The sequence below is a fragment of the Oryzomonas japonica genome (assembly GCF_008802365.1).
Taxonomy (GTDB): Bacteria; Desulfobacterota; Desulfuromonadia; order Geobacterales; family Pseudopelobacteraceae; genus Oryzomonas; species Oryzomonas japonica.
Genome location: NZ_VZQZ01000006.1, coordinates 104,104 through 125,590 on the forward strand (window position 1 = coordinate 104,104; position 21,487 = coordinate 125,590).

Sequence of the window (21,487 nt, forward strand, 5' to 3'; positions counted from 1 at the left end):
AGCGCAACCTCGCGGAAAGTTAAACCCAAATCAGTTTCTCTCGGGCTCGTAAGTTATACTACCCGTCCATCCTTCAAGGTGATGGTCCGGTCGCTGTACCTGCCGTTGTCCGGGTTGTGGGTGACCATCACGATGGTCTGGCCGGCGGCGTTCAGTTCCCGGAACAGGGCCATGACCTCGTCGCTGGTGCGGGAATCCAGGTTGCCGGTCGGTTCGTCGGCCAGGAGGATGTGGGGCGTGTTGACGATGGCCCGGGCGATGGCGACCCGTTCCTGCTCGCCCCCCGAGAGTTGGTTGGGGAGCCGCCCGGCCTTGGCCCCCAGGCCGACCCGTCCCAGGGCCTGGCGGGCGGCGGCCTGTTTCTGGGCGTTCTTCACCTTGACGATGGCCAGGGGGAGCATGACGTTTTCCAGCGCCGTCAGATAGGGGATCAGGTGGAAGGACTGGAAGACGAACCCCAGATTCTGGGCCCGGAAATCGGCCAGCTTTTCGCCGGGGAGCCGGTAGAGCCTGACCCCGGCCATCTCCACCTCGCCCGATGTGGGGTGGTTCATACCCCCCAGCACCGAGAGGAGGGTGCTCTTGCCGGAGCCGGACTGCCCCATGACGGTGATAAATTCCCCGGCCTCGATAACGATGTCCACGCCGCGCAGGGCCTCGACCGTCTCGCCGCCGCTGGTGTAGTGCTTGGTCAGATTATTGATTTCAATGAGTGGCATTATTTGGACTCTCTTGAAAAACGGGTTTTTGTTTATGGCAGACCACCATAAGAAACGTGGATTTTGTGCAAGATCAAGGCTGTCGAGGGATTGCGCGGAGGCGTAGCAGCGCTACGCCGCACAAAGCAGTCCCGAAGACTTACGCAGATATTGCGCAAAAGCCGCGTTTCCCTACAGGGCACGTAATGCTTCCGTCGGGTCCATCCTGCTGGCATGCAACGCCGGATACAGGCTGGCCAAAAGGCCCAGCACCAGGGCCAGGGCGATGGAGCCGCCCGCCACCCAGCCATCCCAGAGCAGCTTGGCGTCTTTGGCCTCCGCCATGAAGGGGAGCGCAAGTTTGGCGCCCCCCATGCCGACGCCGTACCCCAAAAGGCCGGCCAGCAGGCTGACCAGGGCCGCCTCCAGCAGGATGATCCGCATGATGTGGCTCTTCCGGAAGCCGATGGCCCGGAAGACGCCGATCTCGGTGGTGCGCTCGTTGACGCTCCCCATCATGGTGACGAAGACGATCAGGGAGCCGATGAACACCACTACGCCGGCCATGGCGTAGGAGAAACGCTTGAACTGGTTCAGCGCCTTGAGGCGTCCCTCCACCACCTGCTGGATGGCCGATACCTTGGCGTCGGGCAGTTTTTCGGCGATCTGGACGACCATGTCGCCGATGGGGCAGCCGGAACAGAGGGCCGCCACCTCGGCCAGGGTGATCCTGCCTTCCTTGCCGAGCAGCTTCTGGGCCTTTCTGAGCGGCGCAAAGACCAGCGAGTCGTCCTGGGAGCCGGTCTGGTCCAGCACCCCGACAACCTTGAAGGCTTCACCCTTGATCTGGAGCGTGTCCCCGCTCGCCGCGTTGAGCACCTTGGAGGCGTCGCTCCCCAACAACAGTTCGTTGTCCCCCTTGGGGGCATCGCCGAAGATCCGCCACCACTGTTTCATCTTCAGCTCGCTGGCGAAATTGACCCCCACCAGGAGGACGTCGTGCCCGCCGATGGGGACGCTTCCCAGCACCTTGGGGCTCACGGCCGAGATGTTGCGGTGGTTGGCGATGGTCGCGATGCGGGCCAGGTCGGCTTCGCGGATCTCCCGCTGGTCGAAGGTCACGCCCCCCAGGCTGATGCCGCCGTAGTTCATGGCCAGGCCGTTGCTCTGGGGGGTCACCAGGATGTTGGCCCCGAACTCGTCCATCTTGTGTTCGATATCCCGGGACATGGACGTGGTGAGGGTGAGCAGGGTCACGATGGTCCCGATCCCCACCATCAGACCGATAGTCAGAAAGGCCATCTTGGCCTTGCGGCGCTTGAGATTGTTCAGGGCGATGGTGTGGAGTTTCATCTAAAAGAACCGTGCCCCTGCCTTAAGATCGGCCGCCTTGATGGTGATGGCGCCCCCGCTCAGCTGGTGGGGGAGAAAGGATGGATTGCAGCCTCCGCCCGAGTTGGGGCCGATACGGTCGATGGCGAATTTCTTATTGCAGTTCTTGCAGAGCATCTGGTTCCCCTGCTGCTCGTACCCCTTCTTTTCCCGGTAACAGACGTCGCAGGCGTCAAAGGCGGTGCGGTAGCTGCCGTCCGGCGCCTTGACGACGAAGAAAGCGATGCTCTTGCCCCCGTCGTCGAAACGGTAGAAACGGACCTTGTCGCCACTCAAGCGGGAAACCGGGATGGAAACCGTGCCGTTGTTGGCCTTGATCTTTTCGTACTTGCCCAGGGAAAAGGCAAACACCCCTGCTGCGCAGATCAACAGCGCTCCGATGATGATCCCTGCCCAAACCAGTTTCTTGGTGTAATTCATGTGCATACCCTGCTCCCCCTACTTGGTTGTAGTTCCTGTCCCGCAGCCTTTGCTCCCGCAACACCCTTGTCTGCCGGCACCGCTCGCGCCCACGTCCTTGCCGGTGATTCGCCGGTACTGCTCCGGCGTCACGACCTCCTGGACCGTGCTGGCGAACCCGGCTTTTTTGACGTTCTCCGCCAACACCTCCGGTTTGATCGCCTTGGTGTCGTAGCCGACAATGACCCAACCGCCCTCCAGGTCCACCTCGGTCGTGGCGACGCCTTTGGTACTCCGCAGCGTCTTTGTAATCCTGTCGGCGCAGCTTCCGCACGTCATGCCGGCCGTCTTCAGGACCGCCACCGAGTCGGCGGTCGCCCCGGCCCTGACGTGTACCGCCAGGAGGGCAAGGAACACGATCGCCGTCACGACCAATACCGTATTGATGATTCTGTTTTTCATAGTCGCCCCATTCGGTCGCGCACGGTCATTTCACCGGCCGATCCACGTTGTTTTCCTGTTTTCAAGGAGCATGCCAGCGCGGCTCTATTGTGTAAATGGCTGTAATATCGTTTATATATTCGGCTTGTCCGCGCTGGAATGTATTTTGCGTGTGGAGAATATCCGCCAGGCGTGTGTGGAATATTCCCCACACGGGGATCTGCCGAAACAGGCGGTAGGATGGGCCTGACGATTAATCGTTGACAGGGCGGCCCGAATTCTATACGAAGTGAACCAGCCATGCGCCATTCAGTGTATTACCCATTCGCCATCATCGTCATCGCCCTGTACCTGCTGCTGCCGGTAAAGGCCTTTGCCCATTGCGACGCCCCTGAGGCCTGCAACACCGGGACCCAGGTCGTGCAGACCGGCGACGGGGCCCCCTGCGGCTCGTGCCCCTGCTCGGGAACGCCGCATGCGGATTGCTGCGAAAGCGCCTGTTGTTGCCCCTGCCACGCCCCCTTCGGCCAGCGCGTCACGGTCGCCTATACACCGATGGTTACGTTCCTGCGCTGCCCTGAAATCCACGGGGAACTGCCCCAGGTTTACCCCTCCATCTACGTGCCCCCGCAGAACCGCACCGCCTGATCCGGCCATCGTCGGGATGCCGCACCCCTGTTTGGCATCCCTCCTGCATCGACAAGCCTTTCACCATACTGCCCTGTTGCTGCGTGCGCCCCCGGCGTCCGGCCGCAGGGGGACACACTACCAAAGGAGTCTGCCAACGTGACAACCGATCAACGCAGTTTTCTGAACTCCCTGTGGGACTTCTTCTGCTCTCTGAAGCTTACCATGTCCCTGCTCATCACCCTGGCGGCCACCTCGATCATCGGGACGATCATCCCCCAGGGGACGCCGCCCCAGGAGTACCTGCAACAGATCTCTCCGGTCAAATTCAAGCTGTACCAGGCCCTGGGCTTCTTCGACATGTACCATTCCTGGTGGTTCATCCTGCTGCTCTACCTGCTGACGGTCAATCTGGTCGCCTGCTCCATCAAACGCCTGCCCCATATCTGGAAGACCATCACCCAGCCGGTAACGGTGCTGGGCAGCGGGCTGGAAAAATCGCTGCCCAATGTGGTTTCCTTCAAGGCGGGCGGCGAGCCCGAGGCGCTCCAGGCAAAGGTGACCGCCCTTCTCAAGGCCGAGTTTGCCGAGCCGGTGGCGACGGAAAACGACGGAGCCCACCACCTGTTTGCCCAGAAGACCCCCTGGTGCCGCCTCTCGGTCTACTTCGTCCATCTGAGCGTCATCGTCATCTTCATCGGTACGATGATCGGTTCGCTTTTCGGCTACAAGGCCTTCGCCAATATCATGGAAGGGGAGAGTGTTGCCAAGGTGGTAACCCGTTCGGAGAAGGAGATCGATCTCGGCTTCTCGGTGCTTTGCGAGAAGTTCAGCGCGTCCTTTTACGACAGCGGCGCCCCCAAGGAGTTCAGGAGCGTCCTGACCGTGCTGGAGAACGGCAAGCCGGTGCCGGGTTACGAGCACAGGGCGATCATCGTCAACGATCCCTTGACCTACAAGGGGATCACCTTCTACCAATCCAGCTACGGCAATGCCGGTGAATACCGCTTTCTGGTCACCGATCTCGACGGCAAGAACGCCGTCCCGGTAACGGTGCCCGCCACCGGCTCGGCAACCCTGCCGGACGGGAGCAGCATGCACGTGCTCGAGACCACGCCCGACATCGCCCCCTTCGCCCCCGGCCTCTCCGGCCCGGCGGCCAATATCGAGATCCATGGAGCCGGCGGCGCTTCGGAACGGGTGGTGGTCTACGCCAATCATCCCGAACTGAATATCGAGCATGCGAAACAGCACGGCAAGGGGCCGGTCATCCACTTCAAAGGCGAGGAAAAGCGGATGTACACCGGCCTGCAGGTGGCGAAGGACCCGGGCGTCTGGATCGTCTGGCTGGGCTGCCTGCTCATGGTGGCGGGCATCTTTACCGCGTTCTTCCTCTCTCACCGCCGTATCTGGGTGCGGATTCAGCACGGAACCGTCACCATGGGCGGTAACGCCAGCAAGAACCAGGCTGCCTTCCAGCTCTTCTTCGACCGGCTTGCCGATAAGCTCAAAACAGAATGCTCAGGGGAGAAAAGATAATGACAAGCTCACTTCTGTTCAATGTCACCACGTTTACCTATCTCGTCTCCATGCTGCTGTTCTTCGCCTTTCTCGCCAGCCGTGCCAAGGCGCTCGGCGCGGCCGGCATCGTGACCGCCTACGCCGGCCTTCTGGCCCAGACCGGTGCAATCGTGCTGCGCTGGAAGGAGTCCTACGACATGGGGTACGGCCATGCGCCCCTCTCCAACCTGTACGAGTCCGTGGTCTTCTTTTCCTGGACCATCGTGCTGATCTTCGCCCTGCTCGACCTCAAGTACAAATACCGGGTCATCGGCGCCTTTGTCATGCCCTTTGCCCTGCTGGGCATGGCCTGGGCACAGCTCGGATTGAACAGCGGCATCGAGCCGCTCGTCCCGGCGCTCCAGAGCAACTGGCTCCTGTACCATGTGGTCACCTGTTTCCTCGGTTATGCGGCCTTTGCCGTGGCCTGCGGCATCTCCATCATGTACCTGATCAAGGCCGGCAGCGAGGAGGGGGGCGGTTCCGCCCCCGCCGGCGGCCTGATGGGCATGTTCCCCCCTATCCGGGTGCTGGACGACCTGAACTACCGCGCCATCATGGTCGGCTTCCCCCTGCTGACCCTGGGCATCATCACCGGCGCGGCCTGGGCCAACTACGCCTGGGGCACCTACTGGAGCTGGGACCCCAAGGAAACCTGGTCCCTGATCGTTTGGTTCGTGTACGCCGCGTTCCTCCACGCCCGCTTCACTCGCGGCTGGGTCGGCAAAAAGGCGGCCTGGCTCTCCATCATCGGCTTTGCCGCCACCATCTTTTGCTACCTGGGGGTCAACCTGTTCCTGTCGGGCCTCCATAGCTACGGCGGAGGGAAGTAGGTGCAATCCCCTTGACAGTCTCATCGGAGATTGAGTATATACCTAGCTGTATAAAGGGGAGTAGCTACCGGCCGGAGACATGGCCGGCCCCAGGCCCGTCAATACGGTCGCACGGCCCGGGCTGGGGACGATGACATTCGAAAGCAAGACCTTTATCCAGACGTTCACACGCCGGGATAAAGGTCTTTTTTATTTTCCCCGGCGCACATTGTATCGTCGGAGACACACGTTTTTTCCCCATCCCGTGTGCTGGCCAATCGTGCCGATGCCGGGAACCGAACAAGGAGGTACATCATGGAATGGCTCACCGACCCCCAGGTCTGGCTGGCCCTGGCGACGCTGACCGCACTGGAGATCGTGCTCGGCATCGACAACATCATCTTCATCTCCATCCTGGCCGGCAAACTGCCAGCCCATAAGCAGGAGCGGGCCAGGCTGGTGGGCCTGGGGCTGGCGATGTTCATCAGGATCGGCCTCCTGTTTTCCCTGACCTGGCTGATGGGACTCACCAAGCCGTTCTTTTCGGTGCTGGGCAACGCGATCTCGGGGCGCGACCTGATCCTGATCGCGGGCGGCCTGTTCCTGTTGGGCAAAAGCACCATGGAGATCCACGGCAAACTCGAAGGGGAGGGGGAGCACGCCGCTTCCGGCCGTGCCGGAACCACCTTCGGCGGCGTCATCGTCCAGATCCTGATGCTCGACATCGTTTTTTCCCTCGACTCGATCATCACGGCCCTGGGCATGGCCAACAAGCTGGCGGTCATGGTTGCGGCGGTGGTCATTGCGGTGGGGTTCATGATGCTCTTCTCGGGAGCGATCAGCGCCTTCGTGGAACGGCACCCGACCATCAAGATGCTGGCGCTCAGCTTCCTGCTCCTGATCGGCGTATCGCTGATCGGCGACGGTCTGGACATGCACATCCCCAAGGGATACATCTACTTCGCCATGGCCTTCTCCGTCATGGTGGAGATGCTCAACCTGCGTCTCCGCCGGGGCGCAACGCCGTTAACGCTGCATCAGCCCTACGAGGAGCCTGCCGATGAAGGCACCCCATGAGCACCGAAACCGGGGTAATGCGGTCAGGGACGCCGTTGCGCCGCCGCTGTTTTTGAATTTTGCCCAGACCTATGGTATGGTTGAGCTATCATGAACCCACACAATCCCGACAAAAGCATCGCCGCCCGGTTTCGTTACGCCATCCTGCTCACGGTGGTCACCCTGGTGGCCGAAGTCATCGGCGGCATCTGGACCAACTCCCTGGCCCTGTTGTCCGATGCCGCCCATGTGTTCCTGGACCTGTTCGCCCTGCTGCTCTCCCTGGGCGCCATCAAGCTGGCCGGGCTCCCCTCGTCCGAGACCCGCACCTTCGGCTGGCACCGGGCCGAGGTCTTCGCCTCCTTCATCAACGGGGTATCGATCTTCCTGATCGCCTTCGGCATCCTCTACGAGGCGGCCGGGCGTCTGCTGCACCCGGAACCGGTCAACAGCCTCCCCATGTTCGTCATCGCGGTGATCGGCCTGGCCATGAACCTGATCGCCGCCTCGGCCCTCCACCGGCATTCCCACGACGATCTCAACGTGCACAGCGCCTTTCTCCACGTCATCGGCGACGCGGCCGCCTCGGTGGGCGTCATCGTCGGCGGGGTGGTCATGTACTTTACCCACTGGTATCTGCTCGATGCGCTCATCTCCATCGGCATCGGCTTCGTGGTCTTCTTCGGGGCCTGGCGGGTATTGCGGGAATCGACCCACATCCTGCTGGAGGGGGTGCCCCGCGGGTTGAAGGTGAGCGAGATCGCCGGGAGCCTCCGCAGCGTGCCGGGGGTTCAGAATATCCATCACCTCAACGTCTGGTCCATCTGCTCCCACATCGTGGCCCTCTCCGCTCACCTGGACGTGAACGACGACTTCAAGTGGCAGCAGGCCGAGGTGATCCACGAGGTGGAACACATGCTCCTGGACCGCTACCACATCACCCATACCACCCTGCAGGTGGAATGCAGCGCCTGTCTGGCCCGGCCGGTCATCAAGGACCTGAACCACATATCCCACCACCATCACGACCACGCCCACTGACCCATAAAAAAAGGGCGCCTCTCACCGGCGCCCCACGTTTCTTCTCTTACGGTATCTGTTACAGCGGCTGCAGGTTTGAAAATTCGCCCCACTCCAGGTAGCTGCGGGGGGCTTCGATAAACTCGTAGATGTTCTCCATCCTGCACAGATGCTGCTTCTCCTCCTCAGCCAGCAACACCAGCAACTCCCGCGTGTTTCCCTCCGCTTCGGCCTTGGCCATCCCGTCCAAGAGGCCGATGATCTCTTCCTCGGCCTTCACAATATGATCAAAGGCGTCGGCATCCTGTTTGAATTCCTTGAGAAGGTCGTGGTGGTTGAGTGTCCGCCGGAAGCCGTTGATTACCTGCTCGGCCCGGTTAACCAGGGTGGTATCGGTTTCGATGCCGTGCACGTTCACCTTCAGACTCTCAAGGGTGCCCAGGTGGCGCTTCTGATTGTCGGCCAGGAGGTCGAACAACTCTTTTCGTTCGGCATCGGCGCTTTCGGCGCCGAGGGCTTCAAAAAAACGAAGGCCGTCTTCTTCAAAACGGGCCATGAATTCGATTGCGTCCATATCATTCACCTCCTCTGCATGCCGTTATTATAGCACAAGAGCAGATGGACGGTGTGCCGGTTAACGATGTTTCGGCCCGGTTGTTCTGCCGCAAATTCGTGCACCCTGTCGGTTCGTTAAGCACCGGACCGGGTTTTTAGGGGGGCACTGAGGGGATAGCCCCGGGGAGTTCGAGCGTGGAAGGGCAATAAAACCCGGCCGGATGCCCGGTTTGTCAGGCCGGGTTTTATTCAAATGCACATCGGTAAGCAAATTGCATTCTTCATTTTAAAAAGCAACGAAGCGAGGCAGCCAATGACGACGAGCAGCTTTACGACCGACAGCTCCCGGCACCATGTATCTCCCGGAAAGAATCTCGAGTACGCCATCAGGCCCCAGGGGGGAACGGCGCTCCTGGAACTCAACGGGGTCCTCTCGTCGGGCTGGGCCGGTTCCCTGGCGTCAGCCCTCACGCTGCAGGATATCAGCATCATCCGGGGGAGCGCCGTCAAGACCAGCGCCCTCAAGTGGTCGGCTCAGTTCGAGATCAAGCCGTGCACGGCTCGCCCGGAAAGCCTGGCCTCCCTGGATGTCCCGTCCATATTCAATACATCGGCGAATTACAAATCCGCACCCGCCATCAGCTTGAAGGATTATCATCTGGAAGTCTCGTCGCGCCACGGCGGCTCGCTCTACGCCAGGATCGTGGGGGCCGACAAGATCGGTTTTCTGGTGGGGATACTGCGGCAGCTCAGCTATTTTTCCCTGTTCCCGGTGGAGATGAAGCTCGAGACCGAGGGGCTGACCGCATCGGACCATTTTTGGCTCAAACGGATCGGCAACGTGCAGCCGACGTCGGAGGATATCGCAAATATCCAGGAGAGCCTGTTCGGGTTGCTGGCCGCCTAGTGCGCCCCACACCCAGCAAAGCATAAGAAAAGCCCCGTTCCTTTCGAAACGGGGCTTTTCTTATGGTACGTATAACAAGTGGGTTCCTACTTACTGCAGTCTGTTTTTTGTTTGCCTTATGCCTTTTGGATAGGCGGTTCCAAGCCCTTGCGGGGTTGCAACCTGACCGCCTTGGGGGTCACCGGACAGACATATTCGCAGGTGCCGCAGCCGGTGCATCTGGTCTCGTCGATCCTGATCCCTTCACCCATTACCACGGTGATGGCCTGGAGTTCGCACCGTTCGAAACAGGCGAAGCAGCCGCAGTTCTTGGCCAGGCACCGCTCGTTACTGGCCACCGCCCGCATATTTTCCTCCCCGCCCGGGACGAAATCGGCGGTGTCGCGGATGGTGGGCCGTTCAGGTTCCGACTCCTTCAGGGCGCCGCTGACCGTGGTGATCGCCTCGCCCAGGGAGTACAGGCTCTTTTTGAAAAATTCCTTGCGGCTGATGTCCATTGCTGTGTCTCTGTTTTCCTTTTATGTCACGCCAGGAATCTCTCCGCTGGCGTTGTCTGCCATCGCACAGGGGCAGACGATCATACTGTGAATATAATGGCACGAGTGAGGGTTCCAATGGTAGAAGTTTTTAAGGCCTGGACAGCCAAAAACGAAAGCCCCGCGGCTGTTGACCGCGGGGCTTTCGTCTCACACATGGTACGGAAGCCTAGAAACGATTCTGGACACCGCTTGGATCGGGCAGTTCCAGTTCCTTGCGGAACTTCAGCTTACCTGCCCCCCGGTCGTTGAGGTATTTGGCAAGCTCGAGATCAACCTTGGCCGGGACGCTTACTCCCGCCTGCGCCAGTGCCTGACGGAGCAGCCCTTCCGCCTTGGTGGCAAAGGCAACCGAGTCTCCCAGCACCCGCATGGACTCGCTGGGGTTGTGGAAGCCCACCGAGTTCTCCGCGCCGATAAAGGTGCAGCGGTAGAAAGCCTCTTCGTAGTATTCCTTCGCCTTGTCGTAGAGCCCCTTATCGATGGTCTTGCCGGCCGCCTGGGCCTTGTGGGTCATCTCAAAGAGTTTGGCCACGGTGGCCGTTGCATAACCGGCACGTATCTGCAGGGAAACGGTCCGGTCCTGGATGGCGATGACCTGGCCCTTGAGCCATTCCGGGCTCTCCGCATGGCACTGTAGGCAACCCTTCAGGCCGTTTTTCAGCGGGCTCGTGATGCGATGGTCGGATGCCTTGTGGGAACCGACCTTGGTGTACGGCATATGGCAATCGGCACAGGACGCCCCCGCTTTCCAGTGCACGCTGTTGTTGGAGAAAAGTTCATATTCGGGATGGCGGATGAATCCCAGCTTGAAACCGGTAACGGTTTGTTTCCACTCGCCGTAGGAAGGGTCGCTCTGAATCTTCTTGATGATATTTTCGATGGTGATATTGCCGAGCTTGCTTCCCTGCCAGGGGAAGAACACCCCGGTTGAATGCATCTCCTTGTCCTTGGGGATGACATAGGTAACATGACACTGGGCACAGACAAGGGTCCGTTTCGTCTGATGATCGAGCTTGGTGGTATCCACACCTATGTCGCGAAGTGCAGCGCCGAGGGTGAAATCCCGGGAGAGCATCAGGGACATGTCCTTGTTGTTGTGGCAATCGCTGCAGGCCACGCTGAGGGTGGCGTTCTTCTGATCGGGGATCTTGGCCAGGACCTCCTTGTAGGGCGTCTTGTAGTAGTCGGCGCCCATGGTTTTCACGAGATGATTGACGTAAGGGGTCTTGCAGGTGAGACAGACGCCGCCGGCCTTGACACGCGATGCATCGATATCGAGCTGGTCCTGCACCATGTGTGAATGGCCGCGGGGTTCGTTATACCCGATGCCGAAACCCCAGCCGTTAAAGAGCAGGGCAAGGTACGGATATTCGGAGAGCTTGTCGACCATGGATTTAGGGTTGTCGTTCCCTCTTTTGTATTTGCTCAGGCCGGGCGTCTCCGGCGCATCGGCGGTTTTTTTCCACATTTCGTATTCGACCGGGTACGCTTTTCCCCACTCTGCCGGATCGATCGTGCCGTCCGCGATCTGTACCGTTTTCACCTGCTCGGCCTTTTGCGGAGAACAGCCGCCGGCGAACAACCCCATACCTGCCGCAGCAACCACAAAAACCACAGTTCTCATCTTCATTGGTGTACCCCCTTTTGTTTTATATTAGAGTGTCTCTATTGCGCCGCTGCGTAAATGGGTAATGCTGCGATGGCAACTCCAGCATTTTTGTTCCGTATTGATCATGGAAACCAATTCTTCGTGGCATCTGATACAGTTTGCCTGGAGTACCTTTGCCCCATGTTCGGAAAGTGTGATCCGTTCCGGGGTGTGGCCGGAATAGAAGAAGATCGCGTCCTTCATGCCGTCGATGGACTTCCAGACGTAATGAATCGCCAGGTTCTCATTCGGCAGATGACAATCGACACAGCGGTTTCTGCGGTGCGCTCCGGCATGCAGGAAGGCGGTATGCTCGCTCTCCATGACATGGCATCCCGCGCAAAAACCGGGAGAGTCGGATTTTGCCAGTAGCTGGGGTGGTCCCACCAACAGGAACGCAACCACCAACAGTGCGGCAACACCGGCAAGGCTCAGGACTACCCACTGTTTCCCGCTCAAAATACTCGACATGCTCCCACCCCCTCCCATCGCTCTTTTTTCATTTTATCCCTCTGTTGCGCACGTCCGTTCGTTTCGGGGAGTCCCCTACGGTTGATGTTCATTGCCGTGTCTTTGCCTTTGTTTCGGGTGTTTTCGCGTTCATCTCGCTCCTGACATGGCACTGAGTGCAATTGAGGCGGGTGGGGTGGGGCGTCACGGGCGCCCCCTTCAGGCCGGTTTCGTGGCAGGCCAGGCACGCCGTGCCGTTGGCGTTGTCCGCCACAAAATGGGGGATCATCGGCGGCGCGTCTTCGGCGCTACGGGCATCGGCCTCGTAATTTTCCTGCTCCTGGGCCAATGCCGGGAGCGCCAGGGCGACAACGCAGGCGACCAGGGCCGGAATCCTGAGCAAAGCTTTCATGGGTAACCTCCTACTGGGATTAAGAATCAATATCTGCCACAGAGACACGGAGACACAGAGATTCACAGAGAAAGGCACAACATTTTTGGGGTAAGCCAAGAATCGCTGCTCATTTGTGTGCCTTACGCATGGTTTTCTCTGTGTCTCCGTGGCAGATTGTCTTTGTTCTTTTCGGCCTCACGCCTTTTCGATCTTGACCGCGCACTTCTTGAAGTCCGGCTCACCGGAGATGGGGCAGTAGGCGTCGATGCACAACTCGTTGATCAGCTTGCCCTCGTCGAAGAAGGCTACGAAGATGTTGCCTTCTTCGGCCTTGCTGCGGCCGTTCAACTCCACCGGCAGTACGATGGAGCCGCGCCGGGAGGAAATTTTCACCTTTTGGAGGTTTTGGACGCCGAGCCGTTTGGCGTCGTCGGGGTGCATCTCGCACACCGCGGCGGGGTAGGCGCGCTTGAGTTCCGGCACGCGGCCGGTCATGGTGCCGGTGTGCCAGTGTTCCAGCACGCGGCCGGTGCAGAGCCAGAACGGGTAGTGCTTGTCGGGCACCTCGGGCGCCGGTTCATAGGGGCGGGCCCAGATGACCGCTTTGTAGTGGTCGGGCTTGTTCTTATAAAACTTGATCCCCTCCCCCTGCTTCACATAGGGGTCGTGGCCTTCGGCGTAGCGCCAGAGGGTCTCCTTGCCGTTCACCACCGGCCAGCGCAGGCCGCGGGTCGTGGCATAGGTCGCGTAGGGCGCCAGATCCTTGCCCTGCCCCTCGTTGAATTTGCGGTACTCCTCCCACATCTCCCGTTCCACCTCCTTGTAGGGAAAGAGGTTGCCGTGGCCGAGGCGCCGGGCCAGTTCCATGGTCTGCCACAGGTCGCTTCGGGCCTCGCCCGGGGCGTCCACCAGCTTGAACCACTGCTGGGTGCGGCGCTCGGCATTGCCGAAGACCCCCTCCTTCTCGACCCACGAGGCCGAGGGGAGGATCACGTCGGCCAGTTCCGTGGAGCGGGTCGGGTAGATGTCCGAGACGATCACGAAACGGCCATCCCCCTTCCGGGCACCCGTGCGGTAGCGGCTCAGGTTGGGGAGGGATTGGAACGGGTTGGTGACCTGGACCCAGACCACCTTGATGTCCCCCCGGTCCAGGGCGCGGAACATCTCCGTGGCGTTGTAGGTCGGTTTGGCGGGGATCTTCTTGGGATCGACGCCCCATATTTTTGCGGTTTTCTCCCGGTGCTCGGGATTCGTGACCACCATGTCGGCAGGAAGGCGGTGGGTAAAGGTGCCGACCTCGCGCGTCGTGCCGCAGGCCGAGGGCTGGCCGGTCAGGGACATGGGGTTTTCTCCCGGCTTGCAGATCTTGCCGGTCAGCAGGTGGACGTTGTAGACCAGGTTGTTGACCCAGGTGCCGCGGGTATGCTGGTTGAAGCCCATGGTCCAGAGGGAAGTGACCTTGCGCTTCCTGTCGGCGTACAGGTGGGCCAACTCCACGATGGTTGTGGCCGGTACTCCCGAGATAGCGGCGACGTATTCCGGGGTATAGGGTTTGAGAAACGCCGCGTACTCGTCAAAGCCGATCAGTTTCGGCTCGTCGGCGAACTTGAATTTGTCCTCCAGGCCGTAGCCGATATTTTCCTTGCCCCTTTTGAAGACGACATGTTCCTTGATGAATTGCTCGTCGTAGAGCTTGTCGCGGATGATGACGTGGGCGATGGCGTTCAGGAGCGCCAGGTCGGTCTGGGGGGTGAACCGGACGTACTGGTCGGCCATCTGGGAGGTGCGGGTGTGGCGGGTGCCGAAATCGATGATCTTGACCTTGGGGTTTTTTAGGCGGTTGTCGATCATGCGGGAGAAGAGGATCGGGTGACACTCGGCCATGTTGGCGCCCCACAGGAAGTAGGTGTCACCCAGGTCCAGGTCGTCGTAGCACCCCATGGGTTCGTCGCTGGCAAAGGTGGTCATGAGCCCGGTCACGGCCGAGGCCATACAGAGCCGGGCGTTGGGTTCGATGTTGTTGGTGCCGATGCCCCCCTTGAAGAGTTTGCTGGCGGCGTATCCCTCGAAGACGGTCCATTGGCCGGAGCCGTACATGGCCACCGAATCGGGGCCGTGCTTCGCGATGGCCTCCTTGAACTTCGAGGCGATGAGAGTCATGGCCTCGTCCCAGGAGGCCTCAACCATGGTGTCACCCTTGCGGATGAGCGGCTTGGTCAGGCGGTCCGTGCCATAGAGGACCTTGGAGAGGAAATAGCCCTTGATACAGTTGAGCCCACGGTTGACCGGGGCCTGGGGGTCCCCTTTCGTGGCGACGATCCTGCCGTTTTTAACGCCGACCAGTACGCCGCAGCCGGTTCCGCAGAAGCGGCAGGGGGCCTTGCCCCAGGTGATGCCGCTCTCCGCCGCTGCCGCATCCTTGGGGCGCAGGGGGCTCAGCGCCGCTGCGCCGGCCGCGGCAAATGCGGCCGCGGCCGCGCTGCTTTTGAGAAAATCACGTCTGGAAAGTTCCATATATTCCTCCTGTGCTGCGAAAATGCGACTTCAGGACGGAACCTGTTCCGTATCCTCGAAATTATGGTAGGCAAGCCTGACCGCCAGCACGCCCTCAACCTCGTGAAAGCCGGCAAACAGCCGTACCTCCCCATCAACCGTATCCGCCTCCAGGACGGCCACGATCTGCCCGTCCGGCAGCACGCCATGTACCTCGACGCCGTCAAGGGCGGCGAGTCGCTGGGCCACATCCTGGGCACACCCGTCAACACAGGTGACGACGACTCCTGAAACCGGCATAAATGCTCCTTGATAATATTGTTACCTAGCGTGTGGGGGTACGAACCCAAGTGTATCACCGGAATAATTCCTGGCAATGCGGGGGGAACCCCATCCGGAGAACAGACTTACATGGAGCGTGCCAGGGAGAGGGGTAATAAATAACTATCCGTAAACACACACTTATTTTTGAGAGAGGGGGGGAAGTTGAGGAGGTGTGGCGGGAGAATGTTACTTTAGGGTAACATTCGTGTAACGTTTGTTACCCGTTTTCCATCTGTTTCAGTTTTTGCCACAAGGTTTTGCGGGATATGTTGAGAAGGCGGGCGGCTTCCTGTTTGCGGCCGCCGGTCTTGGCAAGGGCATCACGGATGACCTGGTGCTCGAAATCGTCGAGCGAGCGGGACAGGGGGCGGGTGTCGTTGTCGCGCCGGACCGGCGTGGTCCGGCCGCCGGCCGCGAGGAAACCGGCGGGGAGGTCCTGGGGCATGAGGTTCTCGCCGCCGCAGAGGGCGACGCCCCGTTCGATGGCGTGCTCCAGTTCCCGCACATTGCCGGGATAGTCGTAGGCTGCCAGGATATGGGCCGCCGCCTGGCTGATCCCCGTGACGTGGCGCCCCATCTTTTCCGCAAAGCGCCGCAGGAAATATTCGGCCAGCGAAATGATATCCTCGCGCCGCTCCCGAAGGGGGGGCACATGGATGGTGATGACGTTGAGCCGGTAGTACAGGTCCTCCCGGAAACGCCCCAAGGCCACGAGGGATTGCAGGTCCTGGTTGGTGGCGGCGATGATGCGCACGTCCACGGCGATCTCCTTCTCGCCCCCCACTCGGGTGATGGTTCGGTCCTGGAGCACCCGCAACAGTTTGGCCTGGGCGATGGGGGGGAGGTCGCCGATCTCGTCCAGGAAGATGGTTCCGCCGTGGGCCAGCTCGAACTTGCCGCGATGGCTGGAAAAAGCCCCGCTGAAGGCCCCCCGCTCATGGCCGAACAGTTCCGATTCCACCAGGTTCTCCGGCAGGGCGGCGCAGTTGACCTTGACCACCGGCTTGTTGAGCCGTTTGCTGTGCTGGCGAACGGCCGCGGCCACCAATTCCTTGCCGGTGCCGCTTTCCCCGGTGATCAGGATGGTGGAGTCCAGGGTGGCGATGGCGGCAATGGTCTGGAAGAGTTGCAGGATGGGCTGGCTCGTTCCCACAAAATCGTTGAAAGCGTCGCCCAACCCCATCTGGTCGCGCAGCAGGCGGTTCTCTTCCTTGAGGAGTTGTTTCTCGGTGATGTCGCGGCTGACCAGGACCGCTCCCAGGTAGGAGCCCTCCGTTGCCCGTATGGGGTAGTAACTGTTCTCGAAATATTTGCCCTTGACCTCGATCACCCTTCGCGTCTGCTGGATCGACCCGTCCTTGAGGCCGCTGAGAAGTTGTTTGACCCGTTCCGCGGTGGTGGGGGAATGGATGGTGAGGATGTGGCGGCCGATGAAGTTCTCGGCCTTGATCCCCCGGATCTGCTCGGCGGTATGGTTGATAAAGGTCAGCCGGTCCTCGGCGTTGATGAAGATGACCCCCTCTCCCATACTCTCCAGGATCGCCCGGTGGATGGTCGAGATATCCGGTGCTGCGCCCATGATGCCTCCGTTCGAAATCGCGTTACGAAATGGTAACATAGTTCGCGCTGTGGTGCAGCAAAAATGATCCGGCTGCCGGTGTTGACCTTTCTGAAAATAATGGTATGGTGGGTTAAAGATAAAAATTATCCTGTTTGCATCGAGGAGGGAAACCATGTCGCTGGAAGGGAAGAAGGCCCCCGATTTCAACCTGGAGGGGAGCGACGGCGCGTGCCACAGCCTGAAGGAGTATGCCGGAAAGACGGTGGTCCTGTATTTCTATCCCAAGGACAGCACCCCCGGCTGCACCAAGGAGGCGTGCGGTTTCAGGGATGACTATACGAAGCTCGCCAACCGGGGGATCGTGCTTCTGGGGGTCAGCAAGGACAGCATCGCCTCCCACGGGAAATTCATCGCTGCCCAGGGGTTGCCGTTCGTCCTTTTGTCCGACCCGGACACCACCATGATGCAGGCCTACGAAGCGTTCGGGGAGAAGGTCATGTACGGTAAAAAGAGTACCGGCACCATCCGCTCCACCGTGGTCATCGGTCCGGACGGCGTGGTGCGGAAGCACTGGGCCAAGGTGGCCAAGGCGGAACAGCACCCGGCCGAGGTGCTTGCGTTTATCGAACAGGACAGGACGCTTTCTTTATCCTGAATCCGTGGTACCTGAACGGCGGGGCGAGCGACTGGCCTGCGTCCAACGTCACCCGTCCAGCACCAAGCCGATTGTGCCGTGTGCCCTCCGCCACGGTGGAGACACGACCCTTATTGTTCCTTCTTGTGCCCTTGGCGCCGGAGTACAACATGGGTGGCTTTCTCCGACGCAACGAACTGAACACATTCGTATCCCAGAGCGCGCGCGTCAACACCCTCGAACAGTCGCTCTCCGCCGCCCAGCAGGACCGGCGAGATAGCGACGTGCAGTTCATCGATGAGGCCCGTACGAAGATATTGCTGGATGGTGCTAGGTCCGCCGCCAATGCGCACATCCATTCCGTTGGCTGCGTCGCGCGCTCGGTCAAGCGCCTCGTGAATGCCGCCCGTGACGAAGTGGAATGTCGTTCCGCCTTCCATCTGGATGGGCGCTCGCGCGTGATGAGTCAGGATGAAGGTTGGAACGTGATAGGGTGGGTTGTCCCCCCACCAGCCTTTCCAGTTCATGTCCGGCCAGGAACCGCGAATCGGTCCGAACATGTTTCTTCCGAGAATCCAGGCGCCAACATTCTTGAAGCCCCGCGCAGCGAAGTCGTCATCGATCCCCGTTGTGCCACCGTCGGCGCCAAATAGGGTTCGTTGGAAAGTGCGTGTCGGGACTAACCACTGGTGCAAGTCTGTCCCGCCCACGCCGAGCGGATTCCTGATGTCCTGATTCGGACCAGCTCCGTATCCGTCAAGCGAGATGGTGAAGCCGTCAACTCGGACGCGTGTCATTTTCATGCCTTCCTTTCGATTGACGCCTAATTAGGGGATATACAACAACTGCATAATTCCGGAAATTTTTATGTTGGGCCATCTGCCGCCCCCGTTTCAGTAACACGGTGGATCATGAGAAATATATCCCCTTCCATACGACCTGCAATTTAATTTTAACGTCAAAGTGTTAAAATTAACACACGCATTCCAAACATTTATATTTACCCCCCATTCAAACGACAATCACTAGAGAGTTCTAAAAAAGACAAGCCACGGGCAAACAAAGGGGGCGCTCTTATATACCTTGAATGGGGTCGAGATTTAGGGAAAAAACAGGGACATGCTCACCCCGCCGTTCAGGCGTCACAAATTCAGGATAAAGAAAGGGAGGTGGAGCGCAACGGCTTCCACCTCCCTTTCGTTATATCGGACGCCCTGCCGGGGCAAGTTACATCTTGGGCAGGAAGAAGAACAGGGACAGCGACAGAAGCGCCAGCACCCACATGCCGGCCTTGACCTCGGCCGCCCGGCCGGTGAACAGTTTGAGCAGGACGTAGGTGATCATTCCTGAAGTCATGCCCACCCCGATGTTGTAGGTGAAGATCATCAGCACCACGGTCAGAAAGGCCGGGATCAGCTCGGTAAAATCGTCGAAGTTGAGCTGGGTGATGGGGCGGATCATGAAGGAGCCGATCACGATCAGGGCGATGCCGTAGGCGTGGGGCGGCACGATGGTGAAGAGCGGGGCGAAGAACAGGGAGAGGGCGAACAGCGCCGCCACCACCAGGGCCGAGAAGCCGGTGCGCCCCCCCTCTTCGATGCCGGCGGCCGATTCGATGTAGGCGCCGGTGGTGCTGGTGCCCAGGAGCGGTGCCGCCATGGTGGCCAGGGCATCGGCCAGCATCGGTCTCTCGATCTCCGGCAGGTTGCCGTTCTCGTCCAGCAGGTCGGCCCGCATGGAAAGGCCGATCAGCGTACCCACCGTATCCAGGAAGGCCATGATGAAGATGACCATCACCACCGGGAAGAAGTGCGGTTGCAAGGCGCCGACAATATCCAGCTTGAACAGGATCGGGGAGAGGGAAGGGGGAAGGCTGACGAACTGGGTCGGCAGGGGGGTGATGTGCAGGGCGATGGAGCCGATGGTGGTGGCGATGATGCCGATCACCAGGGCGCCGCGGACGCGGCGGGCCATGAGCACCACCACCAGCAGGAAACCGGCCATGGCCAACAGCACCGACGGCTGGGAGATGTTGCCCAGTTTGACCGGCGCGCCCGGAACCCCGAGCACCACCAGCCCGGTTTCGGTGAGGCCGATAAAGGTCAGAAACAGGCCGATGCCCACGGCAAAGCTGGCCTTGAGCGACAGGGGGATCGATTCCGCCAGCCAACTGCGTATCTTGAAGACCGTCAGTAGCGTGAAGAGTACACCGGCGATGAAGACGGCCCCCAGGGCCACCTGCCAGGGATAGCCCATCACCTTGACCACCACAAAGGCGATAAAGGCGTTCTCGCTCATGTAGGGTGCGATGGCAAAGGGACGCCGCGCCCAGAGGGCCATGATCACGGTGCCGATAACCGCCGCCAGGATCGTGGCCGTAACCGACGGCCCCTTGGGGATGCCGGCGTTTTCCAGGATGGCCGGGTTGACGATGATGATGTAGGCCATGGTCAGGAAGGTGGTGACCCCGGCCAGGGTCTCCTGGCGATAGCTCGTCTTGTGCTGCTCGAACTGGAAAAAGTTTTTCATCTACAAGCCTTTCACCGCATAGATTCCCGGCGCATTGCGCCAATACCCCTTATAGTCCAGGCCGTAGCCGAACAGGAAGCGGTCTTCGGTTTCCATGCCGGTGAAGTCGGCCCGGAAACCGGGGGAAACCTTGCGGTCGTGACGTTTGTCCACCAGGACCGCCATCAGCACCCGGGCTGCCCCCTGCTCGCGGCAGTAGTCGGCAATGGCGGCCAGGGTAATGCCTTCGTCCAGGATATCGTCCACGAGCAGCACCGTTCTGCCCCGCAACTCCTGGCGCGGCCGCACGATCCAGTTCAGGCCCGCTCCCGCTGTCTCATGGCCGTAGCGGGTGGCGTGGCAATACTCGATCTCCAGGGGAAACACCAGCTTGGTCACCAGTTGTCCGGCAAAGATCAAGCCGCCGTTCATGACGCAGAGCACCACCGGGTTTGCTTCCCTGAGCTGGTCCGTAATCTCGCCCGCCAGCCGCCCGATGGCCGCTGCCACGCCCGCCTCGCCAACCAGCAGGTCGGCCTCCGTCAACACTTGGTTCGCTTCATCTACCGTCATGACACATCCTTTCGTTGTGCCCCCACCACGCGCTCGATACCGCCGGGGTCGCACGCCGTTATGGGGTGATCGTACTCTTGTGTTTTTTTGAATAATTCAGCAACCGCCGGGGCCTGGCCGATCCCCACCTCCACCAGCAGCCAGCCGGACGGGTTCAGATGCGCCGGGGCCCCGGGGATCAGAATTCGGTAGAGGTCCAGCCCGTCCGCGCCGCCGTCCAGGGCGCCACGGGGATCGAAGTCCCGCACCTCGGGTTCGAGTCGGTCGATATCGGTGCTGGGGATGTAGGGGGGGTTGGATACTATCAGGTCGAAGCTGCGTCCGGCTACCGGCTCCAGGAGCGAACCGGCCAGGAATTCCACCGTTGCCCCGTTGCGCTCGGCGTTGCGCCGCGCCATCTCCAGGGCTGCGGGGGAGATGTCGATGGCGGTTACGGCCGCATTTGGCAGGCTATGGGCCAGGGCGACGGCGATACAACCGCTGCCGGTGCCGATGTCCAGCACGCTCCGCGCCTCGGGACTGCGGGCCAGGGCTTCCGTTACCAGGGTTTCCGTGTCGTGGCGGGGGATGAGCACGTCCGGGGAGACCTGAAACTCCAGGCCGCAGAACTCCTGGGTGCCGAGGATGTGCTGGAGCGGTTCGCGCCGGGCCCGGCGGGCCACCATGGCGCGGAATGCAGCCAACTCGTCATCGTTGAGCGGTTTGTCGAAATGGAGATAGAGCCCGACCCGGTCCAGGCCGGTGGCGGCACACAGCAGCCATTCCGCTTCGAGACGGGCGTTTTCGATGCCTTTTGTGCCCAGATAGTCTTTGGTCCAGGCAAGGACCTTGATGGTTGTCCACTGTTCCTGAGGTGCCATGTCGCCATTCCGAAAAGAATGGGCGGATACTAACCT

At 60.4% G+C, this 21,487-nt stretch carries 23 protein-coding genes; 7 read left to right on the forward strand and 16 right to left on the reverse strand.

Going from position 1 to position 21,487, the window contains the following annotated elements; all coding sequences use genetic code 11:
* Positions 1–53: 53 nt before the first annotated feature.
* The 4 genes from F6V25_RS10770 to F6V25_RS10785 form a co-directional block, all read right to left on the reverse strand.
* A complete protein-coding gene (locus F6V25_RS10770) occupies positions 54–719 on the reverse strand; it encodes an ABC transporter ATP-binding protein (RefSeq protein WP_151128583.1) in 666 nt (221 codons plus the stop codon).
* Between the two features lie 171 nt (positions 720–890).
* A complete protein-coding gene (locus F6V25_RS10775; protein WP_151128584.1) occupies positions 891–2,051 on the reverse strand; it encodes an ABC transporter permease in 1,161 nt (386 codons plus the stop codon).
* Entirely contained in the window at positions 2,052–2,510 is a 459-nt protein-coding gene (locus F6V25_RS10780) for a Fe-S-containing protein (protein WP_338045594.1), read from the reverse strand.
* Positions 2,511–2,528: 18 nt separating this feature from the next.
* Positions 2,529–2,951 carry a heavy-metal-associated domain-containing protein gene (locus tag F6V25_RS10785; protein WP_151128586.1) on the reverse strand — a complete coding sequence of 141 codons (423 nt, stop codon included), beginning with the start codon at positions 2,949–2,951 and terminating at the stop codon, positions 2,529–2,531.
* 279 nt (positions 2,952–3,230) lie between these two features.
* Between F6V25_RS10785 and F6V25_RS10790 the strand changes: the two genes are divergently transcribed.
* The 5 genes from F6V25_RS10790 (at position 3,231) to F6V25_RS10810 (ending at position 8,026) form a co-directional block, all read left to right on the forward strand.
* Positions 3,231–3,578: a hypothetical protein gene (locus F6V25_RS10790; protein ID WP_151128587.1), complete on the forward strand. Its 348-nt coding sequence runs from the start codon at positions 3,231–3,233 to the stop codon at positions 3,576–3,578.
* A 138-nt stretch (positions 3,579–3,716) separates the two neighbouring features.
* On the forward strand, positions 3,717–5,096 hold the full coding sequence (gene resB / locus F6V25_RS10795) for a cytochrome c biogenesis protein ResB (RefSeq protein ID WP_151128588.1): 1,380 nt from the start codon (positions 3,717–3,719) through the stop codon (positions 5,094–5,096).
* A complete protein-coding gene (gene ccsB / locus F6V25_RS10800; RefSeq protein ID WP_151128589.1) occupies positions 5,096–5,950 on the forward strand; it encodes a c-type cytochrome biogenesis protein CcsB in 855 nt (284 codons plus the stop codon). Before resB ends, ccsB begins: the two co-directional genes overlap by 1 nt.
* 294 nt (positions 5,951–6,244) lie before the next feature.
* On the forward strand, positions 6,245–7,006 hold the full coding sequence (locus F6V25_RS10805; RefSeq protein WP_151128590.1) for a TerC family protein: 762 nt from the start codon (positions 6,245–6,247) through the stop codon (positions 7,004–7,006).
* A gap of 90 nt (positions 7,007–7,096) precedes the next feature.
* Positions 7,097–8,026 (forward strand): cation diffusion facilitator family transporter, encoded by a 930-nt coding sequence (locus tag F6V25_RS10810; RefSeq protein ID WP_151128591.1) that lies wholly within the window; start codon positions 7,097–7,099, stop codon positions 8,024–8,026.
* A 58-nt stretch (positions 8,027–8,084) separates the two neighbouring features.
* Here F6V25_RS10810 and F6V25_RS10815 read toward each other — a convergent pair whose 3' ends face one another.
* Entirely contained in the window at positions 8,085–8,579 is a 495-nt protein-coding gene (locus F6V25_RS10815) for a ferritin family protein (RefSeq protein ID WP_151128592.1), read from the reverse strand.
* A 294-nt stretch (positions 8,580–8,873) separates the two neighbouring features.
* Here F6V25_RS10815 and F6V25_RS10820 point away from each other — a divergent pair, with 294 nt between their 5' ends.
* Positions 8,874–9,467, forward strand: coding sequence for a hypothetical protein (locus tag F6V25_RS10820; RefSeq protein ID WP_151128593.1), 594 nt, complete (start codon positions 8,874–8,876; stop codon positions 9,465–9,467).
* A 116-nt stretch (positions 9,468–9,583) separates the two neighbouring features.
* Here the strand turns inward: F6V25_RS10820 and F6V25_RS10825 are convergent, their stop codons facing one another.
* The 7 genes from F6V25_RS10825 to F6V25_RS10855 form a co-directional block, all read right to left on the reverse strand.
* On the reverse strand, positions 9,584–9,964 hold the full coding sequence (locus F6V25_RS10825) for a 4Fe-4S binding protein (protein ID WP_151128594.1): 381 nt from the start codon (positions 9,962–9,964) through the stop codon (positions 9,584–9,586).
* Between the two features lie 208 nt (positions 9,965–10,172).
* A complete protein-coding gene (locus tag F6V25_RS10830) occupies positions 10,173–11,636 on the reverse strand; it encodes an ammonia-forming cytochrome c nitrite reductase subunit c552 (protein WP_151128595.1) in 1,464 nt (487 codons plus the stop codon).
* A 24-nt stretch (positions 11,637–11,660) separates the two neighbouring features.
* Positions 11,661–12,125, reverse strand: coding sequence for a cytochrome c nitrite reductase small subunit (nrfH, locus tag F6V25_RS10835; RefSeq protein ID WP_151128596.1), 465 nt, complete (start codon positions 12,123–12,125; stop codon positions 11,661–11,663).
* A gap of 88 nt (positions 12,126–12,213) precedes the next feature.
* Complete coding sequence (locus F6V25_RS10840; protein WP_151128597.1) at positions 12,214–12,516, reverse strand: hypothetical protein; 303 nt, start codon at positions 12,514–12,516, stop codon at positions 12,214–12,216.
* Positions 12,517–12,693: 177 nt separating this feature from the next.
* Positions 12,694–15,012, reverse strand: coding sequence for a molybdopterin-dependent oxidoreductase (locus tag F6V25_RS10845; protein ID WP_151128598.1), 2,319 nt, complete (start codon positions 15,010–15,012; stop codon positions 12,694–12,696).
* Positions 15,013–15,042: 30 nt separating this feature from the next.
* A complete protein-coding gene (locus F6V25_RS10850) occupies positions 15,043–15,291 on the reverse strand; it encodes a chaperone NapD (RefSeq protein ID WP_149306993.1) in 249 nt (82 codons plus the stop codon).
* A gap of 241 nt (positions 15,292–15,532) precedes the next feature.
* Positions 15,533–16,894 (reverse strand): sigma-54 interaction domain-containing protein, encoded by a 1,362-nt coding sequence (locus F6V25_RS10855; RefSeq protein ID WP_151128599.1) that lies wholly within the window; start codon positions 16,892–16,894, stop codon positions 15,533–15,535.
* 154 nt (positions 16,895–17,048) lie between these two features.
* On the opposite strand from F6V25_RS10855, the gene F6V25_RS10860 reads away from it, so the two are divergent.
* Entirely contained in the window at positions 17,049–17,531 is a 483-nt protein-coding gene (locus F6V25_RS10860) for a peroxiredoxin (protein ID WP_151128600.1), read from the forward strand.
* A 110-nt stretch (positions 17,532–17,641) separates the two neighbouring features.
* Here the strand turns inward: F6V25_RS10860 and F6V25_RS10865 are convergent, their stop codons facing one another.
* From F6V25_RS10865 to prmC, 4 genes are all read right to left on the reverse strand, one after another.
* On the reverse strand, positions 17,642–18,313 hold the full coding sequence (locus F6V25_RS10865) for a dihydrofolate reductase family protein (RefSeq protein ID WP_218043547.1): 672 nt from the start codon (positions 18,311–18,313) through the stop codon (positions 17,642–17,644).
* Between the two features lie 424 nt (positions 18,314–18,737).
* Positions 18,738–20,039, reverse strand: coding sequence for an NCS2 family permease (locus F6V25_RS10870; protein ID WP_149306990.1), 1,302 nt, complete (start codon positions 20,037–20,039; stop codon positions 18,738–18,740).
* Positions 20,040–20,591: a hypoxanthine-guanine phosphoribosyltransferase gene (locus tag F6V25_RS10875; RefSeq protein WP_149306989.1), complete on the reverse strand. Its 552-nt coding sequence runs from the start codon at positions 20,589–20,591 to the stop codon at positions 20,040–20,042. It lies immediately after the preceding gene.
* Positions 20,588–21,451 (reverse strand): peptide chain release factor N(5)-glutamine methyltransferase, encoded by an 864-nt coding sequence (gene prmC / locus F6V25_RS10880; RefSeq protein ID WP_151128601.1) that lies wholly within the window; start codon positions 21,449–21,451, stop codon positions 20,588–20,590. Before prmC ends, F6V25_RS10875 begins: the two co-directional genes overlap by 4 nt.
* Positions 21,452–21,487: the final 36 nt, after the last annotated feature.